Raw genomic sequence first — 20365 nt, forward strand, 5'->3', positions numbered from 1 at the left:
CGGATGTACGAATTCCGAGACAACGCCGCCCGGATATCGGACTCAATGCCCGGATTGAATTGAATTGCAGGTCAATATCCCCAGTACCAGGTAAATGCAAGGTAAAAGACTCACCATGTGCGGGTCATGAAACGGTCAAGGTGCCAAAGAGCGGACCAAGGCGGCTCGACATTCATTGACCCTGCGTGAATTGCGTTGAAAAAGTCCGGGTAGCCCGTGGGTGTGCCCTGCGGAGTCCTTCGACCCTCCGGGCCAGGAGCACCATGACGATTCCAACCTCGAACGCAGCAGCCACTCTTGAGGCGGCGGATGTGACGGCGGCCCTTCCGCCGGAGTCCGCCTCGGGCAAGGGCGGTGACGGCCGGTCACCCGGAAAGCTCGCCTGGCGTCGCTTCAAGCGGGACCGCACCGGCGTGATTTCCGCCTATGTGGTCATTTTCTTCTTCGTGGTGGGCATTGCCGCCCCGCTGATCGCGAAGTTGTACGGAAAGGACCCGTACACGACGTACGGGCAGAACGACACCAGCCTGCTGGACGACTTCGGCTCCCCGGTCCTTCCCAACGGCGGGATCAGCGGCGACTTCTGGTTCGGCATCGAGCCCGGTCTCGGCCGGGACGTCTTCACCTTCCTGCTCTACGGCATCCGCAACTCCCTGCTCATCGCCGCCGCCACCACGCTGCTCGTCACCGTGATCGGCATCGCGATCGGCATCACCGCGGGCTACCTCGGGGGCAAGACGGACTACCTGGTCGGCCGGGTCATCGACATCCTGCTGGCCTTCCCGTCCACGCTCTTCTTCATCGCCTTCTGGCCCGTACTGCTCTCGATCCTGGTCGACCCGGAGGAGAACACTCCGGTCTGGCTGACCGTGGTCACCCTCATCTCGGTCATGACCGCCTTCGGCTGGGCCTCCATCGCCCGTCTGCTGCGCGGTGAGGTGCTGGCCCTGCGCGAGCGCGAGTTCGTGGAGGCCGCCAAGGTCACCGGTGCCTCCCCGGCGCGGATCATCTTCAAGGAACTGCTGCCCAACCTCTGGACACCGATCCTGATCCAGGCCACGCTCGCGCTGCCCGCGTACGTGACGGCGGAGGCGGGTCTCGCCTTCCTCGGCGTCGGGCTGACGTCCCCGACCCCGGACTGGGGCGTGATGATCCAGCGCGGCTCGGACGTCTATCAGAGCGACATCACCTTCATGCTCTTCCCCGGCGCGTCGATGGTGATCTTCGTGATCGCCTTCAACCTCCTCGGCGACTCCGTGCGCGACGCACTGGACCCCAAGACCAAGCGCTGAATCCGCCGTACTCCGGACGGGCGACGGGGCCCACCCGGATCCACCGTTTCTCCACTCGACCAGAGCAGGAAGCCATGTCTCTCTCCCGCAGAAACTTCGTCATCGCCACGTCGGTCGCGGCCGGCGGCTCGATGGTGCTCACCGCCTGCAGCAGCGGCAGCTCCAGCGCCGGCAAGGGCGACAAGAGCAAGGGCCACGGCGGCACCGACAAGTACACCGGCTCGGTGGTCGTCGGCACCAAGGAGGACTCCACGGGCGCCGCTCCGGAGATCCCCGGCGCCAAGAAGGGCGGGACGATCCGCGGCATCGCGCCGGACGACTTCTCGCACCTCGACCCGCAGCGCATCTACTTCTCGTGGAACTCCGCGGTCGGTGACCTCTTCATCCGCTGCCTGACCGGCTACAAGATCGCCTCCGACGGCTCGATGAAGCTCGTCGGCGACCTCGCCACCGACGCCGGCACCACCAAGGACGGCGGCAAGACCTGGGAGTTCACGCTCAAGGACGGCCTCAAGTGGGAGGACGGCAAGGAGCTGACGGTCGAGGACGTGCGCCACGGCATCGAGCGCGGCTTCGCCAGCTTCACCACCGAGGGCGCCGGCTACGCCCAGCAGGCGCTCACCGGCTCCTCGGACTTCCGCGGGAAGTACAAGGGCCCGTTCAGCGGCAAGCACCTCGACTCGGTCGTGACCGACAAGGCCGCGAAGACCATCACCTTCAAGCTGGCCGAGACCCGCCCGGACTTCAACTTCACCCTGGCGATGAGCTCCTACGGCGCCGTCCCGGTCAAGGGCGACAGCAAGGAGAAGTACGACAAGGACCCGGTGTCCTGCGGCCCGTACCGCATCAAGTCGCACTCCGTCGACAAGTCGATGACCCTGGTCCGCAACGAGCACTGGGACCCGAACACCGACGCCATCCGCAACGCGTACCCGGACAGCATCGTCTACGAGTTCGGCCCCGAGTCGCTCCAGGCGACCGACCGCCTGATCGCCGACTCCGGCGACGACCAGTACGCCGTCATGGCGTACAGCGGCGTCCCGGCCGAGCGCATCCAGAAGGTCCTCACCGACGCCGAGCTGAAGAAGCGCACCTTCAACGGTCTGCTCACCGGCATCTACTACTACGCGATCAACACCAAGCGCATCACCGACCTGAAGGTGCGCCAGGCCCTCATCCACGCCTGGCCGCTGGAGCAGATCCGCAAGATCTACGGTGGCCCCTCGGCCGGTGACTACGCCACGTCCATCCTGAGCCCCGACATCCTGGGCTACGCCAAGGACGACGTCTACGGCAAGCTGAAGAAGCCGCAGGGCGACCCGGAGAAGGCGAAGGCGCTGCTCAAGGAGGCGGGCAAGGAGGGTCAGAAGATCGTCTACGCCTTCCCGCAGAGCAACACCTACGACAAGACCAAGGTCGTCATCGAGAACGCCCTCAAGGCGGCCGGTTTCGAGCCCGTCCTCAAGCCGCTGGAGTCCACCAGCTACTACGACGGCGTCCAGAAGATCGACAACAAGTTCGACGTGATGTGGTTCGGCTGGTCCCCGGACTGGCCGACCGGCTACACGCTGATCCAGCCGCTGCTCGACGGCGGGACCATCGCGGACGGCGCGAACAACATCTCGCAGCTGAACGTCGACTGGGTCAACGAGGCCATCAAGAAGAACGTCACCATCGCGGACCCGGCCGAGGCCGGCAAGGCGTGGGCCGCGCTCGACAAGCGGATCATGACGGAGGAGGCGCCGATCATCCCCGAGACGTTCCAGCGCCGCTTCTACCTCTACGGCTCCAAGGTCGGCGGCGCCATGTTCCACCCGCAGTACTCCTCGGCCATCTTCTACAAGCTCTTCGTGAAGGCCTAGCCGACACCCCCCGAGGCGGGGCGCCCCGGCGGCGCCCCGCCCGCTCCCCTCCCCCTCGTCGGCGTCTGCCAGGGAAATCCATCGCCATGTTCCGCTTCCTCATCCGCCGGGCAATCGGCGCACTGGTCATCCTGCTGATCATCAGTGCCATCACCTTCGTCCTCTTCTACGTCGCACCCCGCGACCCCGCTCGCGCGGCCTGCGGCAAGATCTGCACGCCGGAGACGCTGGCACTGGTCAAGCAGAACCTCGGCATCGCCGACCCGCTGCCCGTGCAGTACTGGCACTGGCTGGAGGGCGTGTTCGTCGGGCGCGACTACAGCTCGTTCGGCCACTGCCCCGCGCCGTGCCTGGGCTACTCGTTCCGCAACCGCGAGCCGGTCCTCGCCACCATCATGGACCGCCTCCCGACGACGTTCTCCCTCTCCGTCGGCAGCGCGGTCGTCTTCGTGCTCTTCGGTGTGGGCACGGGCATGCTGGCCGCGGTGAAGCAGGGCAAGGCGCTGGACAAGGTCGCCTCCTCGGCGTCCCTGATCGGCTCCTCGATGCAGATCTACATCGTCGGCGTGGTCGCCATGTACTACCTCAGCGACCAGTGGCACATCCTCAGCCGCCCCAAGGACGTCCCGTTCACCGAGGACCCGGCCGGCTGGTTCTCCGGACTGCTGCTGCCCTGGATGGTGCTGGCGCTGATCTTCACCGCCAACTACACGCGTATGACCCGCTCCCAGCTCGTGGAGACGATGAGCGAGGACTACGTCCGCACCGCCCGTGCCAAGGGCCTGTCCCGGCGCACCGTGTTCTTCCGGTTCGCCTGGCGCGGCGCGATGGGCCCGATCGTCACCATCTTCGGGCTCGACCTCGGCCTGCTGCTCGGCGGCGCGATCATCACCGAGAAGACCTTCGGCCTGCACGGCATCGGCGCCCTGTCGATCAAGGCGGTCTACGACAACGACCTGCCGATGATCCTGGGTGTCGTCCTGGTCGCGGCGGCGGCGATCGTCTTCTTCAACATCGTCGTCGACGCCGTCTACGCCCTCATCGACCCACGCGTCCGCCTCGCCTAGGGAGAGACCCCATGAGCACCCCCTTCCTCTCCGTACGCGATCTGCGCGTGCACTTCTCCAGCGAAGACGGCATGGTCAAGGCCGTCGACGGGCTCTCCTTCGACCTGGAGCGCGGCAAGACCCTCGGCATCGTCGGCGAGTCCGGCTCCGGCAAGTCCGTCACCAACCTGGCCATCCTCGGACTGCACCACCCCGACCACACCGAGATCGAGGGCGAGATCCTGCTCGACGGGCAGGACCTGCTGACCGCGTCCGAGCGCGAACTGGAGCGGCTGCGCGGCAACAAGATGTCCATGGTCTTCCAGGACGCCCTGGCCTCCCTGTCGCCGTACCACACGGTCGGCAAGCAGATCGGCGAGACGTTCCGGAAGCACACCGGCGCCTCCAAGCAGGAGGCCCGGGCGCGGGCCATCGAGATGCTCACCAAGGTCGGCATCCCGCAGCCGGACCTGCGCGTGGACGACTACCCGCACCAGTTCTCCGGCGGTATGCGCCAGCGGGCCATGATCGCCATGTCGCTGGTCTGCGACCCCGCGCTGCTGATCGCGGACGAGCCGACGACCGCGCTGGACGTCACCGTGCAGGCCCAGATCATGGACCTGCTCAAGGACCTCCAGCAGGAGTTCGGCACCTCGATCATCTTCATCACCCACGACCTCGGGGTCATCGCCGACATCGCGGACGACGTCCTCGTGATGTACGGCGGGCGCTGTGTGGAGCGGGGTACGAAGAAGGAGGTGCTGCGCACGCCCCAGCACCCGTACACCTGGGGTCTGCTGGGCTCGATGCCCACCCTCGAAGGCCCGGTGGACGTGCCGCTGTCGCCGATCCCCGGTACCCCGCCGAGCCTCCTCAACCCGCCGAGCGGCTGCCGCTTCCACCCGCGGTGCTCCTTCACCGAGCAGGTCGGCGGCGACCGCTGCTCGGCCCAGCAGCCTCCGCTGGACCTGGTGTCCGGGCGCGGGGCGGCCTGCCACCTGACCCCGGAGCAGCGCGTGGAGTTCTTCACCGACTTCGCCGACACCCGGGCCAACTGACGTACAAGAGACGGGACTTTCCCACCATGAGCAGCACCGATCCCCTCCTGGACGTCTCCGGACTCACCAAGCACTTCCCGATCAAGGGCGGCTTCCCGATCCGGCGGACCGTCGGGGCCGTCCAGGCCGTGGACGGACTGGACTTCACCGTCGCCGAGGGCGAGAGCCTGGGCCTGGTCGGTGAGTCCGGCTGCGGCAAGTCGACCACGGGCCGGCTGGTCACCCGGCTGCTTGAGCCGACCGCGGGCCGGATCACCTACCGCGGGCAGGACATCACGCACGCCACCCGCAAGCAGCTGGCCCCGGTCCGCTCCGAGATCCAGATGATCTTCCAGGACCCGTACGCCTCGCTGAACCCGCGCCAGACGGTCGGGAAGATCGTGTCGGCGCCGATGGAGGTCAACGGCATCGAGCCGCCCGGCGGCCGCGAGGCCCGGGTGCGGGAGCTGCTGGAGACCGTCGGGCTCAACCCGGAGCACTACAACCGCTTCCCGCACGAGTTCTCCGGCGGTCAGCGCCAGCGCATCGGGGTCGCCCGCGCACTGGCCCTGCAGCCGAAGCTGATCGTGGCGGACGAGCCGGTGTCGGCGCTGGACGTGTCGATCCAGGCGCAGGTGGTCAACCTGCTGCAGAAGCTCCAGAAGGAGCTGGGGATCGCCTTCCTGTTCATCGCCCACGACCTGGCGGTCGTACGGCACTTCTCGCAGCGCGTCGCCGTGATGTACCTCGGCCGGATCGTGGAGATCGCGGACCGCGACGACCTGTACGGGAATCCGCGCCACCCCTACACCCGGGCGCTGCTCTCCGCCGTGCCCGAGGCCAGCGCGGACGACACGCCGGCCCGTGACCGCATCCGGCTCACCGGCGACGTCCCGTCCCCCGTCGACCCGCCGTCGGGCTGCCGCTTCCGCACCCGCTGCTGGAAGGCGACGGACAAGTGCGCGAGCGAGACGCCCCCGCTGGTGCGGGTCTCCGGCAGCCGTGAGGGCCACCTGACGGCCTGCCACTACCCGGAGGACTCCCAGTCGGTGGCCGCCGTCCCGCAGGCCCGCACGGCGGACGCCAAGCCCGCCAAGAGCCTCGGCACGGCGGACGCCAAGCCCGCCAAGGGTCTGGAGAAGGACGGCGGGCCCGAAGACCGCGAGGCGCGAGGCTGACACCCCTCGCCTCGGCCCCGGGGCCGTACGCCCGGCGCGGGACCCGACCGGTCCACGCCCGCCATACGGCTCCGGCCGGGGGAACCGAGCCCGCATCGGCCCATTGACCCGAGCACCCTGCGAGCCCGGTTCCCGGTACACGGGAAAGGCGCCCCGGAACCCATCGGTTCCGGGGCGCCCTTTGTCGCGCGCGGCGTTACGAGGCCGCGTGCACCACGTCCTTCTCCTCCGCGAAGTGGCAGGCCGACTCGTGGGCGGCCGGCGTCTTCGAGTCCTTGAAGCGCTCGGGGACCGCGAGGAGCGGCACCTCGGTGGCGCACTTGTCCTGGGCCTTCCAGCAGCGGGTGCGGAAGCGGCAGCCCGACGGCGGGTTGGCCGGGGACGGGACGTCACCGGAGAGGATGATCCGCTCGCGGCCCTCGCGGGCCTCCGGGTCGGGGACCGGGACCGCCGACAGCAGCGCCTGGGTGTAGGGGTGCGTCGGGTGGTCGTAGATCTGGACGTCCGTCCCGATCTCGGCCATCTTGCCGAGGTACATGACGCCGACCCGGTCCGAGATGTGCCGGACGATCGACAGGTCGTGCGCGATGAAGAGGTAGGACAGGTTGAACTCGTCCTGGAGCTTCTCCATCAGGTTGACGACCTGCGCCTGCACCGACACGTCGAGCGCGGAGACCGGCTCGTCGCAGATGATGATCTCCGGGTTGAGCGCGAGGCCGCGGGCGATCCCGATGCGCTGGCGCTGACCGCCGGAGAACTGGTGCGGGTACCGGTTGATGTACTCCGGGTTGAGCCCGACGACGTCCAGGAGCTCCTGCACCCTGCGCCGCCGGTCGCCCTTGGGAGCCACCTCCGGGTGGATCTCGTACGTCTCGCCGATGATGTCGCCCACCGTCATACGGGGGTTGAGCGAGGTGTACGGGTCCTGGAACACCATCTGGATGTTGCGGCGCACGGCCTTCAGCGCGCGGCCGGACAGCTTGGTGATGTCCTGGCCCTTGTAGAAGACCTCGCCGGCGGTGGCCCGCTCCAGCGTCATCAGCAGCTTGGCGACGGTGGACTTGCCACAGCCGGACTCGCCGACGATGCCCAGCGTCTCGCCCGCGTACAGGTCGAACGAGATGCCGTCGACGGCCTTGACCGCGCCGACCTGCTTCTTGAAGAGGATGCCCTGCGTCAGCGGGAAGTGCTTGACGAGGTTGCGCACCTGGAGGATCGGCTCCCCCTGCGACACGGGCGCGTCGATGGCGGCTACGGCCTCCGCCTCGGACGCCGCGTCGACGGTCTCCACGTCGGAGACGTTGGGGGTGGCGTCCACGGACTCCTTCGAGATGTCAGCCATGGATCGTCTCCTTCCAGAAGTGACAGGCGCTGCGGCGGCCGGCCAGCTCGGTGCCGTCCTGCTCGGTCACCGGCAGGAGGGCCGGGATGTCCGAACGGCAGATGTCCTGGGCCATGGTGCAGCGCGGGTTGAAGGCGCAGCCCGACGGCACGTGCAGCAGGTTGGGCGGCAGACCCTTGATCGCGAAGAGCTCCTGGCCCTTCTGGTCCAGGCGCGGGATCGAGGCCAGCAGACCCTTGGTGTACGGGTGCGCGGGGCGCTTGTAGATCTCGTGCACCGGGGCGGTCTCGACGATCCGGCCCGCGTACATCACGGCGATCTTGTCGGCGACGTCCGCGACGACACCCAGGTCGTGGGTGATCAGGATCAGGCCCATGTTGTACTCGCGCTGGAGCTCCGCGAGCAGGTCCATCACCTGGGCCTGGACGGTCACGTCGAGCGCGGTGGTCGGCTCGTCCGCGATGATCAGGTCCGGTTCCAGGGCGAGCGCCATCGCGATCATGATGCGCTGGCGCATACCGCCGGAGAACTGGTGCGGGTAGTCCGAGACCCGGGCCGCGGCGGCCGGGATCTTCACCTGGTCCATCAGGTCGATGGCCTTGGCGCGGGCTTCCTTCTTGGACAGGCCCTGGTGGACCCGGAACATCTCGCCGAGCTGGTAGCCGACGGTGAGGACCGGGTTCAGCGAGGACAGCGCGTCCTGGAAGATCATGGCGATCTTCTGACCGCGGATCTTCCGGCGCTCCTCGTTGGACATCTTGAGCATGTCCTGGCCGCGGAAGAGGATCTCGCCCTTGGGGATCTTGCCGGGCGGCATGTCGAGGATGCCCATGATGGCCTGCGCCGTCACGGACTTGCCGGAGCCGGACTCACCGAGGACGGCGAGGGTCTCGCCGGCGTCCACGCTGTAGTTGACCCCGTTGACCGCCTTGGCCACACCGTCGCGGGTGTGGAACTCCACGTGCAGGTCACGGACTTCGAGCAGGGGACCGACGTGGTCGTCACCCCGGCGTGCGGACGGGACTTCGGCGGTCGTGTTGATGGTGGCCACGTTCGCCCTCCTATCGCGACTTCGGATCGAGGGCGTTGCGGACGGCTTCGCCGAGCATGATGAACGCCAGAACGGTGATGCTGAGCATGATCGACGGGTAGATCAGGATGTGCTGTGCCACCCGGATCTGGTTCGAACCGGTCGAGATGTCGATGCCCCACGAGATGGTCGGGTCGGCGAGACCGAGGCCCAGGTACGACAGAGTCGCCTCGGCCGAGATGTACACACCCAGCGAGATGGTGGCGACGACGATCACCGGCGCCATCACGTTCGGCAGGATGTGCCGGAACATGATCCGGCTGGTCCCCGCGCCGAGCGCTCTGGCCGCCTGGACGTAGTCGGCCTCCTTGACGGTGATCACCGCGCCTCGCATGACGCGGGCGATCTGCGTCCAGCCCAGGAACGCCAGGGCGAGGACGACGACCCACACCTTGCGCTCGCTGAAGGACTGGAGCACGACCATCGCGCCGAGCAGGAAGGGCAGGCCCAGGAAGATGTTGGTGAAGCCCGAGAGGACCGCGTCGACCCAGCCGCCGAAGAACCCGGACAGCATGCCGATGAGGCCGCCGAACAGGGTCACCAGCACGGTGACGCAGACGCCGACGGTGATCGAGGCGCGGGTGCCGTAGATGACGCGGGCGTAGACGCTGCGGCCCTGCCCGTCGTATCCGAGCCAGCCCTCCGAGCCGATCTTGCTGAGCTCCGGCTTCTTCAGGAAGTGCTTCCCGAGGTCCGCGTGGGTCGCCGAAGCCCCGGTGAACAGGCCGGGGAAGACGGCTATCACCAGGAGGATGATGATGAGCACCGACGACACCAGAAAGTACGGGTTGCGGCGCAGGTCCGCCCAGGCGTCGCCCCACAGGCTGCGCGCCTTGGCGGCCTTCACGACGGAGGTCGGGTCCGTGACGGGACCGTGGACGTCCTCGGGCGCGGGTGCGGTCTTGGTCACGTCAGGCATAACGGATCCTCGGGTCCAGGACCGCGTACAGCAGGTCGACGATCAGGGTCATGAACAGGTAGACGAGCACCAGGATGGTGACGAGGCCCACCAGGGTGGTGCCTTCACGCCGGGTGATCGACTCGACGATGGTGCCGCCGATGCCCTTGACGTTGAAGACGGACTCGGTGACGACCGCACCGCCCATCAGGGCTCCCAGGTCGGTGCCCAGGAAGGTGATGACGGGGATCATCGAGTTGCGCATGAGGTGCACACCGATGATGCGGCGCTTGGGAAGTCCCTTGGCGACGGCCGTACGCATGTAGTCGGACCGCAGGTTCTCGGCCATCGTCGTACGGGTCAGCCGGGCCACGTATGCGAGGGAGAGCGAGCCGAGCACGATGGCCGGCGTCAGCAGTTCGCTCCAGGTCGCCTCGTTCGAGACGTTGGGCGAGATCAGCCCCAACTGGTCGGCGAAGACGGACTTCACGATGTGCGCCAGCACGAAGACGGGGATCGAGATGATCAGCAGCGTCAGGATCAGGACGACGTTGTCGGCCAGCCGGCCCGCCCGCAGACCCGCGACCATGCCCAGGCCGATGCCGAGGATGATCTCGATGACGAACGCCATGCCCGCCAGTCGCAGGGTGACCGGGAAGGCGTCGCCGAGCACGTCGGTGACAGGGCGCCCGCTGGCTATCTGGTTACCGAAGTCCCCATGAAAGACCATGCCCTTCATGTAGTCCCAGTACTGCACCAGAATCGGCTGGTCCAGTCCGAGCTTGTGCCGCATCGCTTCCAGAGTGGCCGGGTCGGCCCCCTTGTCCCCGAAGAGCCCGCGCACGGGGTCGCCGGGCAGCGTGTAGACCATCAGGAAGATCAGCAGCGTTGTCCCGAGAAAGACCGGGATCATCTGGAGCAGTCGTCGTGCGACATAGCGCCCCATCATGCCTCCATGTAATAGGCGGCGGCAGCCGACGGGCCCTCCCCCGCTCCGCCTGCCCCTGAGGGTGGGTCGGTTGCGTGGAAGGGCCCCCCGGCCACTGCGAGCGGCAGGCGCGGGACCGTTCTTCTGCGGTCCCGCGCGTGCGCGCGGACTACGTCGGTGTGATTACTTCTTGACTTCGATCTGCGTCAGGATCGGGTCGCCGTCCTGGGCGTAGTCGACGTTCTGGACCTTCTCCGAGTAGCCGGCGTTGACCTTGTAGTACCAGAGCGGGATGGAGGGCATGTAGTTCACCAGCTCCTTCTCGATCTTCTGGTACGCGGCGACGGAGTCCTCGAGGGAGGCGGCGGAGTCGGCCTTCTTGATCTCCGCGTCCAGGCCCTTGTTCGAGAAGTCGCCCTGGTTGCCCGCGGCGCCGGTACGGAACAGGTCCGAGATGAAGTTGGCGTTCACCGGGTAGTCGAGCACCCAGCCGGAGCGGTACAGGGACTTGACCTGCTTGTCGTCACGCGCGTTGGTGTCGGCCTGGAAGTCGGCCTTCGAGTCACCGGTGCACTTGACGCCGGTCGACTGCGTGATGCTGTTGCAGACCGCCTCGACCCATTCCTTGTGGCCGCCGTCGGCGTTGAACTGGATCGAGATCTTGTTGCCCGGGACGCCGCCACCCTCCTTGATGAGCTGCTTGGCCTTGGCCGGGTCGTACTTGGTGACGTCGCCCGTGGCGTTCGGCTGGTAGCCGAGGACACCCTTGGCGACCCAGCCGGTGGCCGGCTCACGCGTGCCCTGGAGCACGGTCTTGGTGATGGTGTCGCGGTCGATGCCCATCGACAGACCCTGGATGACCTTGGGGTCGATCTTCTTCCACTGGTCCGTGTAGTAGGCGACGGCGATCGTCTGGATCGCGGAGTACGCCTTGTCCACGGCGCGGTCACCGAGGTCGGACCGGTAGACCGGGAGGTCCTTCGGGCCGATCTGGCGGAGCACGTCGACGTTGCCGGACTTCAGGTCCTCGTAGGCGGTCTCGAGGGTGGTGTAGTTCTTGAAGATCACACCACCGTTCTTCGCCTTGTCGAGACCCTTGTAGTCGTCGTTGCGGACGACCTTGATCTGCTTCTTGTGGTCCCAGCTGACGAACTTGTACGCGCCGTTGCCGACCGGCTTCTCACCGGCGGCCTTCGGGTCCGCGTAGAAGGACTCGGGCAGCGGCGAGAAGACCGTGTAGCCGAGCTTGTACGAGAAGTACGGCAGCGGGGCGTTGAGCTCGATGGTGAACGTGTAGTCGTCCACCTTCTTCAGACCGGACATGGTGTCCGACTTCGGCTTGGCCTTCGCGTCCGACGGGTGAACGTCCTCGAAGCCCTTGATGTCGCCGAACCAGGACGCGTTGGTCTGGTCGTTCTTGATGTTGGCGGCCCAGTTCCAGGCCTTGATGTAGGACTCGGCCGTGACGGGGGTGCCGTCGTGGAACTTCCAGTCCTTCTTGAGCTTGACCGTCCAGAGCTTGGAGTCCTTGGTCTCGACGGACTCGGCGTTGATCATCTCAAGCTTGCCGGACGGGTCGTAGTCCACCAGCTGCGAGAAGATCGCGTCGGTGACGATGCTGCCGTTCGACTCCATCGTGTTCGCCGGCTGCAGCGGGTTCTGCGGCTCGCCGACCTCGACGGAGAAGATGCCGTCCGGGTTCACAGCGCCCTTGGCGGCGGGCTTGCTGCCCTTGTCGCCGTCGTCGTCGCCGCCACCACAGGCAGTCGCAGCCAGGGCGATGATGGCCGCTCCCGCGACCCACTTGGCGCTCTTGGCACCACGCATGGGTTTCCTCCTCATGAGTCCACTTTTGACTACAAGAAGGGCACTGGGTTGATACACCGACACCCCTGACGGTGATCGTTTCAGTGCCCTTAGTGTGCTCGTGAGTCGGCGCACTCCCCACGGTGCGTGACCCATTGACCCGAGCTCAATGGAGCCAACTATTAAGTACGACTGGGCCGTAAACCACACTTAAAGGGTCTCGGTTTGACAACATCCGACCCTTGCGCGGACCAAAATCCGGACAAAGCGATCCCAGACAGACACCCCCGAAACGGACTGTTAACACATGTTTCGGAGAGCAACCTCCGATAATCGGACGTTTTTGTCTCACATGCTGGTCAGGCAAGCCTAAAACCGGTTGACCATGACCGAGGGCCCCCACAGTGTCTGTGAGGGCCCTGGGCTACGGCAATGCCTGGAGCTGACGGATCGTCGGCCGAAAATCGCCTACCGGCGCCGGATCAGCCGTGCTTGGCGCGCGACGCGGTGCGGTTGCGCTCCTTCTGGTCGAGGACGACCTTGCGGATGCGGACGGCCTCCGGAGTCACCTCGACGCACTCGTCGTCGCGGCAGAACTCCAGGGACTGCTCCAGGGAGAGCTTGCGCGGCGGGACGATCGCCTCGAACGAGTCGGCCGACGAGGACCGCATGTTCGTGAGCTTCTTCTCCTTGGTGATGTTCACGTCCATGTCGTCGGCGCGCGAGTTCTCGCCGACGATCATGCCCTCGTACACCTCGGTGCCGGGGTCGGTGAACAGCACGCCGCGCTCCTGGAGGTTCGTCATCGCGAAGGCGGTGACGGCACCGGCGCGGTCGGCGACCAGCGAGCCGTTGTTACGGGTCGTCAGGGTGCCGAACCACGGCTCGTGGCCCTCGTGGATGGAGTGCGCGATACCCGTACCGCGGGTGTTCGTCAGGAACTCCGTACGGAAGCCGATGAGGCCGCGCGACGGGACGACGAACTCCATGCGGACCCAGCCGGAGCCGTGGTTCGACATGTTGTCCATACGGCCCTTGCGGACGCCCATGAGCTGTGTGACGGCGCCCATGTGCTCCTCGGGCACGTCGATCGTCATGCGCTCGACGGGCTCGTACGTCTTGCCCTCGACCTGCTTGGTGACCACCTGGGGCTTGCCGATGGTCATCTCGAAGCCCTCGCGGCGCATCTGCTCGACCAGGATGGCCAGCGCCAGCTCACCGCGGCCCTGCACCTCCCAGGCGTCGGGACGCTCGGTGTCCAGGACGCGGAGCGACACGTTACCGATCAGCTCGCGGTCCAGGCGGTCCTTGACCTGGCGGGCGGTGACCTTGCGGTCCTTGACCGCGGCCTTGGCCTCCGCGCCCTTGCCGGTGCCGCCCCGGCCGACGAGCGGCGAGGTGTTGGTGCCGATGGTCATGGAGATCGCGGGCTCGTCGACCGTGATCAGGGGCAGCGCGACCGGGTTCTCCGGGTCGGCGAGCGTCTCACCGATCATGATCTCCGGGATACCGGCGACGGCGCAGATGTCACCGGGGCCGGCCACCTCGGCGGGCTTGCGGGTGAGCGCCTCGGTCATCATCAGCTCGGTGATGCGCACGTTCTGGATCGAGCCGTCGCGCTTGATCCAGGCCACCGTCTGGCCCTTGCGCAGCTCGCCCTCCTCGACGCGGAGGAGCGCGATGCGGCCGAGGAAGTTGTCGGCGTCGAGGTTGGTGACGTGGGCCTGGAGCGGCGCGCCCTCCTCGTACGTCGGGGCCGGGACGTGCTCCAGGATCGCGGAGAAGAACGGCTCCAGGCTGGTGGAGTCCGCCGGGACCGTGCCGTCCTCCGGCTTGGTCAGCGAGGCGATGCCGTCACGGCCGCACGCGTAGACGATCGGGAACTCGATCTGCTCCTCGTCCGCGTCCAGGTCGAGGAAGAGGTCGTAGGTCTCGTTGACGACCTCGTCGATCCGGGAGTCGGGGCGGTCCGTCTTGTTGATGCACAGGATGACGGGCAGGCGCTGCTGGAGCGCCTTGCGCAGCACGAAGCGGGTCTGCGGGAGCGGGCCCTCGGAGGCGTCGACCAGAAGCACGACCGCGTCCACCATCGACAGGCCGCGCTCGACCTCGCCGCCGAAGTCGGCGTGGCCGGGGGTGTCGATGATGTTGATGGTGATGACGTCGCCGCCATCCTTGGGGTGGTACTTCACGGCCGTGTTCTTGGCCAGGATCGTGATGCCCTTCTCACGCTCCAGGTCGTTCGAGTCCATCATGCGGTCGTCGAGCGACTCGGCGGCGTGCGCGGCGAACGAGCCGGCCTGCTTGAGCATGGCATCGACGATGGTCGTCTTGCCGTGGTCGACGTGGGCGACGATGGCGACGTTACGGATGTCGTGGCGCGTGGGCATGGTGTGGCTTGCGCTTCTCTCGGATCGGGGATTCAGGCGCCTGGGTCGGTCTTGAGTCCTCGTACGCCCGCCGGGCGGACGCGCCACGGCTACTCCCATGGTACGGGGCAGCCGCTGCTGCGGCTTCCCGGGCGGTTTCTAGCGGGCGCAGGAGAGCCTGACGGCCTCGTGGGCCGCGGCGGACGCGTCCTTGCCCAGGCGCTCGTCGCAATTGACCGCGCCCCCGCCGGAGGACCCCCAGGTCGACACATGCCCGATGACCGGCTTCCCGCCCCCGGCGCACCTGTAGCGGAAGTCCGTCTCGATCAGCTTGAAGTGGCTGAAGCTCACCAGCCGCACGCTGCCCTTCCCTCCGCTGACCAGGCCCGACGGCTCGTCGAGCGGTGCGTACGTGCCCGGCTCTCCGAGGGCGGAACCCTCCTTCGGATCGCCGTCCGCGGGCACCAGTCCGAGCTTCGTCCCGAGGGCGTGGAGGACGAGGTCCGGGTCCAGGTCCGCGCCCTCGGTCACCACGGAGGCCGGGTCCGTGCGCAGCCGCCGGATCGGTTTCGTCAGGCCGGCGGGCCCGGTCAGGGTCTGCGCCTCGGCGACCCCGTTGATCACCCAGTTCTGGCGCAGGTTGAACCAGGTGTACGTACCGCCCCGGCACGCCTGCGGCTCCCGGGCGACGGCGTCGTCGGCCGTCGCCGCCGGCGACCGGGCCGGGGCCGGGTCGTCGGCGCCCCGGTCGCCCGGCGTCGAGGTGCAGCCCCCGACGAGGAGGCCCGCCGCCGTCAGGACCGCAGCCGTGGTGACCGCTCGTGTCCGCATCATGGCCCTGCCCCCGTAGTCCGTTCTTCCGGTGGAATTCACCGGTGGTCGGGACCACGGTTGCCGTAACGGACTTCACGGACAAGTGACTTGAGCAAGTCCAGAGGTGCGGATGTCCCCTACTTCTTCTTCTGGGCCGGAGCGCCCGCGGCCTGCGGGGCCTTGTAGCCGATGTCCTGGTAGTGCGGGACCCCGAGGCCGAAGGCGCCGACGTTCACGAGTTGCCTGCCGGTGGCGACGAGCTGGGGGCGCTGGAAGAGGGGAATCGATCCGGCGGCGGCCCAGATGCGGGCGTCCGCCTTACGCATGAGGTCCTGGGCGGCCTTCTCGTCCAGCTCCGAGGCCGCCTGGTCGAAGAGCTGGTCGATGTGGTCCGTGCCGACGCGGGTGTAGTTCTGCTCCACGAGCAGCGAGCCGTCGGACGCGGGCAGCGGCTTGGCGAAGATCGGGCGGTCGTCGGTGGCGGGGTAGGCGGTGGCGGGCCAGGAGTACAGGGCCATGTCGTAGTCGCCGGAGGCCACGTGGTCGCGGAAGTAGCTGTCGTCGGAGACCTTGGTGATCTCGGTGCGGATGCCGATCGTGTCGAGCATCGCGGCGATCTTCTCGCCGACGCTGCGCAGGCCTGCCGAGCCGGGCCCGGACGGCAGGACGAAGCGCAGGCTCAGCGGCTTGCCGTTCTTGCCGAGCGGACCGCGCGCGGTGTCGGCCGCCTTGGCCGGCGCGGCGGTCCCCGCCGGTGCGTAGGCCCCGGCGGCGCCTCCGGGCTGCCGGTCCTGGGCCCGGATCGCGTCCCGGGCGTCCTCCGAGGTACCGGTGGAGCCGAGGTACCCGGCCTGGCGCAGCAGGGCGACGCTCTGCTCGGCGGCGTCGGGGGCCGGGGCGAGGACGTGGGTGCCGGGGGCGCCGGGCTTGTCGTCGCCGACGATGTAGAGGCCGTCGTCGGCCGCGGGCTCGCCCGCGGCACGGTCCCCCTTGCCGTCGTCCGCGTCCTTGCCGGCGCTGCCCTTCTTCTCGTCGGCCTTCTTCTCGTCGGCCTTCGTGTCGGCGTCCTTCTTCCTCTCGCCCTCGCTGCCGGCCTTGGTGCCGTCGCTCCGGCTCAGCGCGCCCTCGCGCGTCCAGCCCGCGTCGGCGAGCAGCGCCTGCGCCTGCTCGGTGTCCTGCTTGCCGAGCGCGTCGCTGCCGTCCCGGTACGCGGGCTGCCCGGCGACGGCGAGATGGCTGCCGAGTGGCCGCGCGGGCAGTCCGAGCGGCTTGAGCACGGTGTCGGCCAGCTCCTGGCGGTCCAGGGCGCGGGCCACGGCCCGGCGTACCCGGTCGTCGGCGAGCGGTCCGTTCTCGCCGTTCAGCGCGAGCTGGGTGTAGGCGGGCTCCAGGGACTTGCGGACCACGTAGGCGCGCAGCCCGCTCTGCTCGGTGGCGTACGCGTCGGCGGCCCTGGCCTTGTCGTCCCGCGCCTCCTGCTCCTCCTCGGCCGCCTCCTCGTCGGTGCCGTGCGCCACGGCCCAGGAGCGCAGGGCGTCCGCCGGGCTCTGCGCGGCGCCGGGGCCGTGGGCGGGCGGTGCGCCGGCCGCGCCCTCGCGGGCCGCCTGGGCGACGCGGTGGGCGGTGGTGGAGTCGATGTCGGCGATGTCGACGGCGCCCTCGGCCAGCGCGTCGGTGCGGTCCTCGGGCTTGACGGCCTTGAAGACCAGCGAGTCCAGCTTGGCGCGGGCGCCCCACCAGCGCGGGTCGCGGGTCAGCGTGACGGAGCCGGTCTTCTTGTCCACCTCGCGGAGCCGGAACGGTCCGGCCGTCTCCTTGAGCGTGGTGCGCGCGCCGTCGTTGAAGGCGTCCGGGGAGCCCGTCACCTGCTTCGGGTAGAGCGGCGAGAACAGCGAGCGCCAGTCCGCGTACGGCTTGGCGAAGGTGACCTTGACCTCCAGGTCGTCGTGGCCCCGCTCGATCTTCTCGATGCGTTCGTACCCGGCGTTGCGGGCGGTCCAGAACGCGGAGTCCTTGCCGCTGAGCGCCCGCCACTGGGCGACGAAGTCCGGGGCGCCGATCCCCCGGCCGTCGCTCCAGACGGCCTGCTGGTTGAGCCGGTAGACGACGACCTGGCGGGGCTCGGTCTCGGTCACCTTCGCGGATTCGAGGTAGTCCGGGTTGAGCTGCGGCCGGCCCTGGGCGTCGAGCGGGAAGAGCGTCGGCAGCAGGGCGCCGGTGATGCGCGTGGTGGCGCTGTCGGCGTCCGCCTGGAAGGCGTTGAAGGTGGCGGGCAGCGCGTCGATCGCCCAGGTGACCTTGCCCCCGTCGGCGACCTGGGCGCGGGCGGCGCGGGCCACGTCCTGCGGTGCGGCGGCTACGTGCGCGTTCTCCTCGCCGCCCGAACTGCATCCGGCCAGCACGGGCAGGGTGAGGACGCCTGCGGTGAGGAGGGCGGGGATGCGCCTCTTTCGGGCCGTCCCGCGCGGGACGCCGACGTGGGACATGGCTGATACCTCCGGGGACGGCCCGGCCCGCACCGGGAATGGGCCTGATTGAGCGTTTTTGGTGGCATTTGCAGTTGATCACACTGGTTCCGCCCCTCCACTGAAAACGCCCTCGCGCGGGAACGCCGTGCCGACACGGCGCGTACGCCCCGAAGCCCACCCGTACGGCGGAGCGCCGCGGCCCGGGTGGGCGGCGGCGCTCCGGTGCGGTTCCGGTCAGCCGAGGAGCTTGACGATCTCGTCGGTCGTGCCGGTCTCGCCGAGGCGCGGGAAGATCCGCTGGAGGCTGTTGTCGTGGGCCTCGCCGCTCATGTCGGTCATCGCGTCCGTGGCGAGGGTGACGTGGTAGCCGTGCTCGTGCGCGGAGCGGGCGGTGGACTCGACGCCGATGCTGGTCGCGATGCCGGCCACCACGACCTGGGTGACGCCCCGGCGGCGCAGCTGGAGGTCGAGGTCGGTGCCGTAGAAGGCGCCCCACTGCTGCTTGGTGACGATGATGTCGCCCTCGCGCGGGCCCATCTCGGGGACGATCTCGGCCCAGTCGGCGGCGGGCTGCCCGGACCGCGCCGGGCCCTCGGTGCGACCGGGGGCGCCGCCGGTGACACGGACCAGGACCACGGGCAGGCCCTTGGCCCGGAAGGCGTCGGCGAGGGTCGCGGCGTTGGCGATGACGTCGGAGGCGGGGTGGGCGGTGGGCAGGGCGGTGATGCCCTTCTGGAGGTCTACGACGATCAGCGCGGTGCGGGGGTCGAGGACGGTGGCGGTCATGGTGGTGCTCCTTGTGCGGTGGTGCTTGAGGGGGATCAGGTGCGCCCGCGCAGGGCGCGGTCGGTGACGGTGAGGACGATGAGCAGGACGCCCAGGACGGCGGCGACGGCGGCCATCAGGTGCAGCCCCCGGTCGCCGGCCGACTGTCCGTAGGCCAGGGCGATGAGGCTGGAGGCGGTGATCGCCCCGATGTACTGGGCGGTGCGCTGGAGGCCGGCGGCCGAGCCGACGGAGGCGGGCGGCGCGTACGCCTGCACGGCCGCCTGGTTGCTGGTGCCGATGAGCCCCTGCGGGACGCCGAAGCAGGCACCGGCGAGCAGCAGGACGGCGACCGGTGCGTCGCCGGAGAGCAGGAAGAGCATTCCGGCTCCGGCGGTGAGCAGGAGGCAGGCCAGGACGAGCGGGCCCCGGATGCCCTTCGTGCGGGCGCCGAGCAGCGAGCACACCAGCGCGGCGACGGACATCGGCAGCATGAGGAGTCCGGTGTGCCCGGAGGAGTAGCCCCGGGCCTCCTCCAGCCACTGCGTGTATCCGTACATCACGCAGTAGATCAGCAGGTAGCTGACGCCGTGCCGGAGGTACGTACGCGAGAGCGCCCCGTTGCCCGCGAGCATCCGCAGGTCGATGAAGGGGGCGGGGGCCCGCAGCTGCCACCACACCAGGGCGGCGGTCAGCGCGGCGAACGGCGCGAGCAGCCACCACATCGGGTGCGCGAGGTCGAGCAGAAAGAAGACCAGGACGGTGAGCGCGGTCGCGAACAGGCCGATGCCGAGCGGATCGAGCCCCAGCCGGGGCGCCGGGCCGCCGGCCGCGCGGGCGCGGGGCGGGTCGGCGGGGATCCAGAGCAGGGCCGCGCCGAGTGCGATCAGCGCCACGGGCACGTTGACGGCGAAGATCCCGCGCCAGCCGGCCGTCATGACCAGCAGCCCGCCGAGGGTCGGCCCGACCGCCGCACTGCCGAGCGCGGCGAAGGAGAGCCGGGCCAGCACCGGGCGTGGGGTCGGCCGCCCGATCCGGGCCGACTCGTCGCGCAGCACCGCCATGGCGGCCGGGTAGGCCGCCGACGTACCGATGCCGAGCAGCAGCCGCGAGACGATCAGCTGGCCGAAGCCCTGTGCGAAGGTGCCGACCAGGCCGGAGGCGACGACCACGACGAGGCCGGCGAGGAAGACGCGGCGCGGCCCGAGGACATCGGCGAGCCGGCCCAGGACGGGCTGGGCGACGGCGCTGGCGAGGTAGAGGACGGAGATCAGCCAGGCGGTGTCGGCGGCGCCGACGGAGAAGTGGTGCCCGATCGCCACCAGCGCGGTGGAGATCATGGTGGTGTTCAGCGGGTTGAGCAGCGAGCCGAGCAGCAGCGGCGCGGTGAGCCGGGCGCTGAAGCCGGGATCGTCCGCCGTCCGGTCCGGGCGGGCCGCCGCGCGTACCGCCCCGGGCAGCACCTCGCGAG

Annotated in this window: 15 protein-coding genes; 5 read left to right on the forward strand and 10 right to left on the reverse strand. The window is 68.8% G+C overall.

Features of this window, described 5'->3' with window-relative positions; all coding sequences use genetic code 11:
• Nucleotides 1-263: 263 nt before the first annotated feature.
• From ACZ6C6_RS11915 to ACZ6C6_RS11935, 5 genes are all read left to right on the forward strand, one after another.
• Nucleotides 264-1292: an ABC transporter permease gene (locus tag ACZ6C6_RS11915; protein ID WP_403998485.1), complete on the forward strand. Its 1029-nt coding sequence runs from the start codon at nucleotides 264-266 to the stop codon at nucleotides 1290-1292.
• A 74-nt stretch (nucleotides 1293-1366) separates the two neighbouring features.
• A complete protein-coding gene (locus ACZ6C6_RS11920; protein WP_469201649.1) occupies nucleotides 1367-3154 on the forward strand; it encodes an ABC transporter substrate-binding protein in 1788 nt (595 codons plus the stop codon).
• An 86-nt stretch (nucleotides 3155-3240) separates the two neighbouring features.
• Nucleotides 3241-4221 (forward strand): ABC transporter permease, encoded by a 981-nt coding sequence (locus ACZ6C6_RS11925; protein ID WP_469201651.1) that lies wholly within the window; start codon nucleotides 3241-3243, stop codon nucleotides 4219-4221.
• A gap of 11 nt (nucleotides 4222-4232) precedes the next feature.
• The gene (locus ACZ6C6_RS11930) at nucleotides 4233-5258 is read left to right on the forward strand and encodes an ABC transporter ATP-binding protein (protein WP_469201653.1); all 1026 of its coding nucleotides are present in this window, start codon (nucleotides 4233-4235) and stop codon (nucleotides 5256-5258) included.
• Between the two features lie 26 nt (nucleotides 5259-5284).
• Nucleotides 5285-6415 (forward strand): ABC transporter ATP-binding protein, encoded by a 1131-nt coding sequence (locus ACZ6C6_RS11935; protein WP_469201655.1) that lies wholly within the window; start codon nucleotides 5285-5287, stop codon nucleotides 6413-6415.
• A gap of 196 nt (nucleotides 6416-6611) precedes the next feature.
• Here ACZ6C6_RS11935 and ACZ6C6_RS11940 read toward each other — a convergent pair whose 3' ends face one another.
• From ACZ6C6_RS11940 to ACZ6C6_RS11985, 10 genes are all read right to left on the reverse strand, one after another.
• Nucleotides 6612-7757, reverse strand: coding sequence for an ABC transporter ATP-binding protein (locus ACZ6C6_RS11940; protein ID WP_469201657.1), 1146 nt, complete (start codon nucleotides 7755-7757; stop codon nucleotides 6612-6614).
• On the reverse strand, nucleotides 7750-8808 hold the full coding sequence (locus ACZ6C6_RS11945) for an ABC transporter ATP-binding protein (RefSeq protein ID WP_469201659.1): 1059 nt from the start codon (nucleotides 8806-8808) through the stop codon (nucleotides 7750-7752). Before ACZ6C6_RS11945 ends, ACZ6C6_RS11940 begins: the two co-directional genes overlap by 8 nt.
• Nucleotides 8809-8818: 10 nt before the next feature.
• Nucleotides 8819-9766: an ABC transporter permease gene (locus tag ACZ6C6_RS11950; protein ID WP_469201661.1), complete on the reverse strand. Its 948-nt coding sequence runs from the start codon at nucleotides 9764-9766 to the stop codon at nucleotides 8819-8821.
• A complete protein-coding gene (locus ACZ6C6_RS11955) occupies nucleotides 9759-10691 on the reverse strand; it encodes an ABC transporter permease (protein WP_161206940.1) in 933 nt (310 codons plus the stop codon). Before ACZ6C6_RS11955 ends, ACZ6C6_RS11950 begins: the two co-directional genes overlap by 8 nt.
• A gap of 165 nt (nucleotides 10692-10856) precedes the next feature.
• A complete protein-coding gene (locus ACZ6C6_RS11960) occupies nucleotides 10857-12500 on the reverse strand; it encodes a peptide ABC transporter substrate-binding protein (protein ID WP_469201663.1) in 1644 nt (547 codons plus the stop codon).
• Nucleotides 12501-12961: 461 nt separating this feature from the next.
• The gene (typA, locus tag ACZ6C6_RS11965) at nucleotides 12962-14869 is read right to left on the reverse strand and encodes a translational GTPase TypA (RefSeq protein WP_469201665.1); all 1908 of its coding nucleotides are present in this window, start codon (nucleotides 14867-14869) and stop codon (nucleotides 12962-12964) included.
• Nucleotides 14870-15007: 138 nt separating this feature from the next.
• Entirely contained in the window at nucleotides 15008-15682 is a 675-nt protein-coding gene (locus ACZ6C6_RS11970) for a hypothetical protein (protein ID WP_469201667.1), read from the reverse strand.
• A gap of 116 nt (nucleotides 15683-15798) precedes the next feature.
• Nucleotides 15799-18147 carry an ABC transporter family substrate-binding protein gene (locus ACZ6C6_RS11975; RefSeq protein WP_469201669.1) on the reverse strand — a complete coding sequence of 783 codons (2349 nt, stop codon included), beginning with the start codon at nucleotides 18145-18147 and terminating at the stop codon, nucleotides 15799-15801.
• A gap of 216 nt (nucleotides 18148-18363) precedes the next feature.
• Nucleotides 18364-18915: an isochorismatase family protein gene (locus ACZ6C6_RS11980; protein ID WP_469201671.1), complete on the reverse strand. Its 552-nt coding sequence runs from the start codon at nucleotides 18913-18915 to the stop codon at nucleotides 18364-18366.
• Between the two features lie 35 nt (nucleotides 18916-18950).
• Nucleotides 18951-20357 (reverse strand): MFS transporter, encoded by a 1407-nt coding sequence (locus tag ACZ6C6_RS11985; protein WP_469201855.1) that lies wholly within the window; start codon nucleotides 20355-20357, stop codon nucleotides 18951-18953.
• Nucleotides 20358-20365: the final 8 nt, after the last annotated feature.

Source organism: Streptomyces sp. NPDC041814 (assembly GCF_055590565.1).

Coding starts and splice junctions, on each gene's coding strand:
- ACZ6C6_RS11915 (WP_403998485.1), top strand. CDS start 264: ATGACGATTCCAACCTCGAACGCAGCAGCCACTCTTGAGGCGGCGGAT.
- ACZ6C6_RS11920 (WP_469201649.1), top strand. CDS start 1,367: ATGTCTCTCTCCCGCAGAAACTTCGTCATCGCCACGTCGGTCGCGGCC.
- ACZ6C6_RS11925 (WP_469201651.1), top strand. CDS start 3,241: ATGTTCCGCTTCCTCATCCGCCGGGCAATCGGCGCACTGGTCATCCTG.
- ACZ6C6_RS11930 (WP_469201653.1), top strand. CDS start 4,233: ATGAGCACCCCCTTCCTCTCCGTACGCGATCTGCGCGTGCACTTCTCC.
- ACZ6C6_RS11935 (WP_469201655.1), top strand. CDS start 5,285: ATGAGCAGCACCGATCCCCTCCTGGACGTCTCCGGACTCACCAAGCAC.
- ACZ6C6_RS11940 (WP_469201657.1), bottom strand. CDS start 7,757: ATGGCTGACATCTCGAAGGAGTCCGTGGACGCCACCCCCAACGTCTCC.
- ACZ6C6_RS11950 (WP_469201661.1), bottom strand. CDS start 9,766: ATGCCTGACGTGACCAAGACCGCACCCGCGCCCGAGGACGTCCACGGT.
- ACZ6C6_RS11955 (WP_161206940.1), bottom strand. CDS start 10,691: ATGGGGCGCTATGTCGCACGACGACTGCTCCAGATGATCCCGGTCTTT.
- ACZ6C6_RS11960 (WP_469201663.1), bottom strand. CDS start 12,500: ATGCGTGGTGCCAAGAGCGCCAAGTGGGTCGCGGGAGCGGCCATCATC.
- typA (WP_469201665.1), bottom strand. CDS start 14,869: ATGCCCACGCGCCACGACATCCGTAACGTCGCCATCGTCGCCCACGTC.
- ACZ6C6_RS11970 (WP_469201667.1), bottom strand. CDS start 15,682: ATGATGCGGACACGAGCGGTCACCACGGCTGCGGTCCTGACGGCGGCG.
- ACZ6C6_RS11975 (WP_469201669.1), bottom strand. CDS start 18,147: ATGTCCCACGTCGGCGTCCCGCGCGGGACGGCCCGAAAGAGGCGCATC.
- ACZ6C6_RS11980 (WP_469201671.1), bottom strand. CDS start 18,915: ATGACCGCCACCGTCCTCGACCCCCGCACCGCGCTGATCGTCGTAGAC.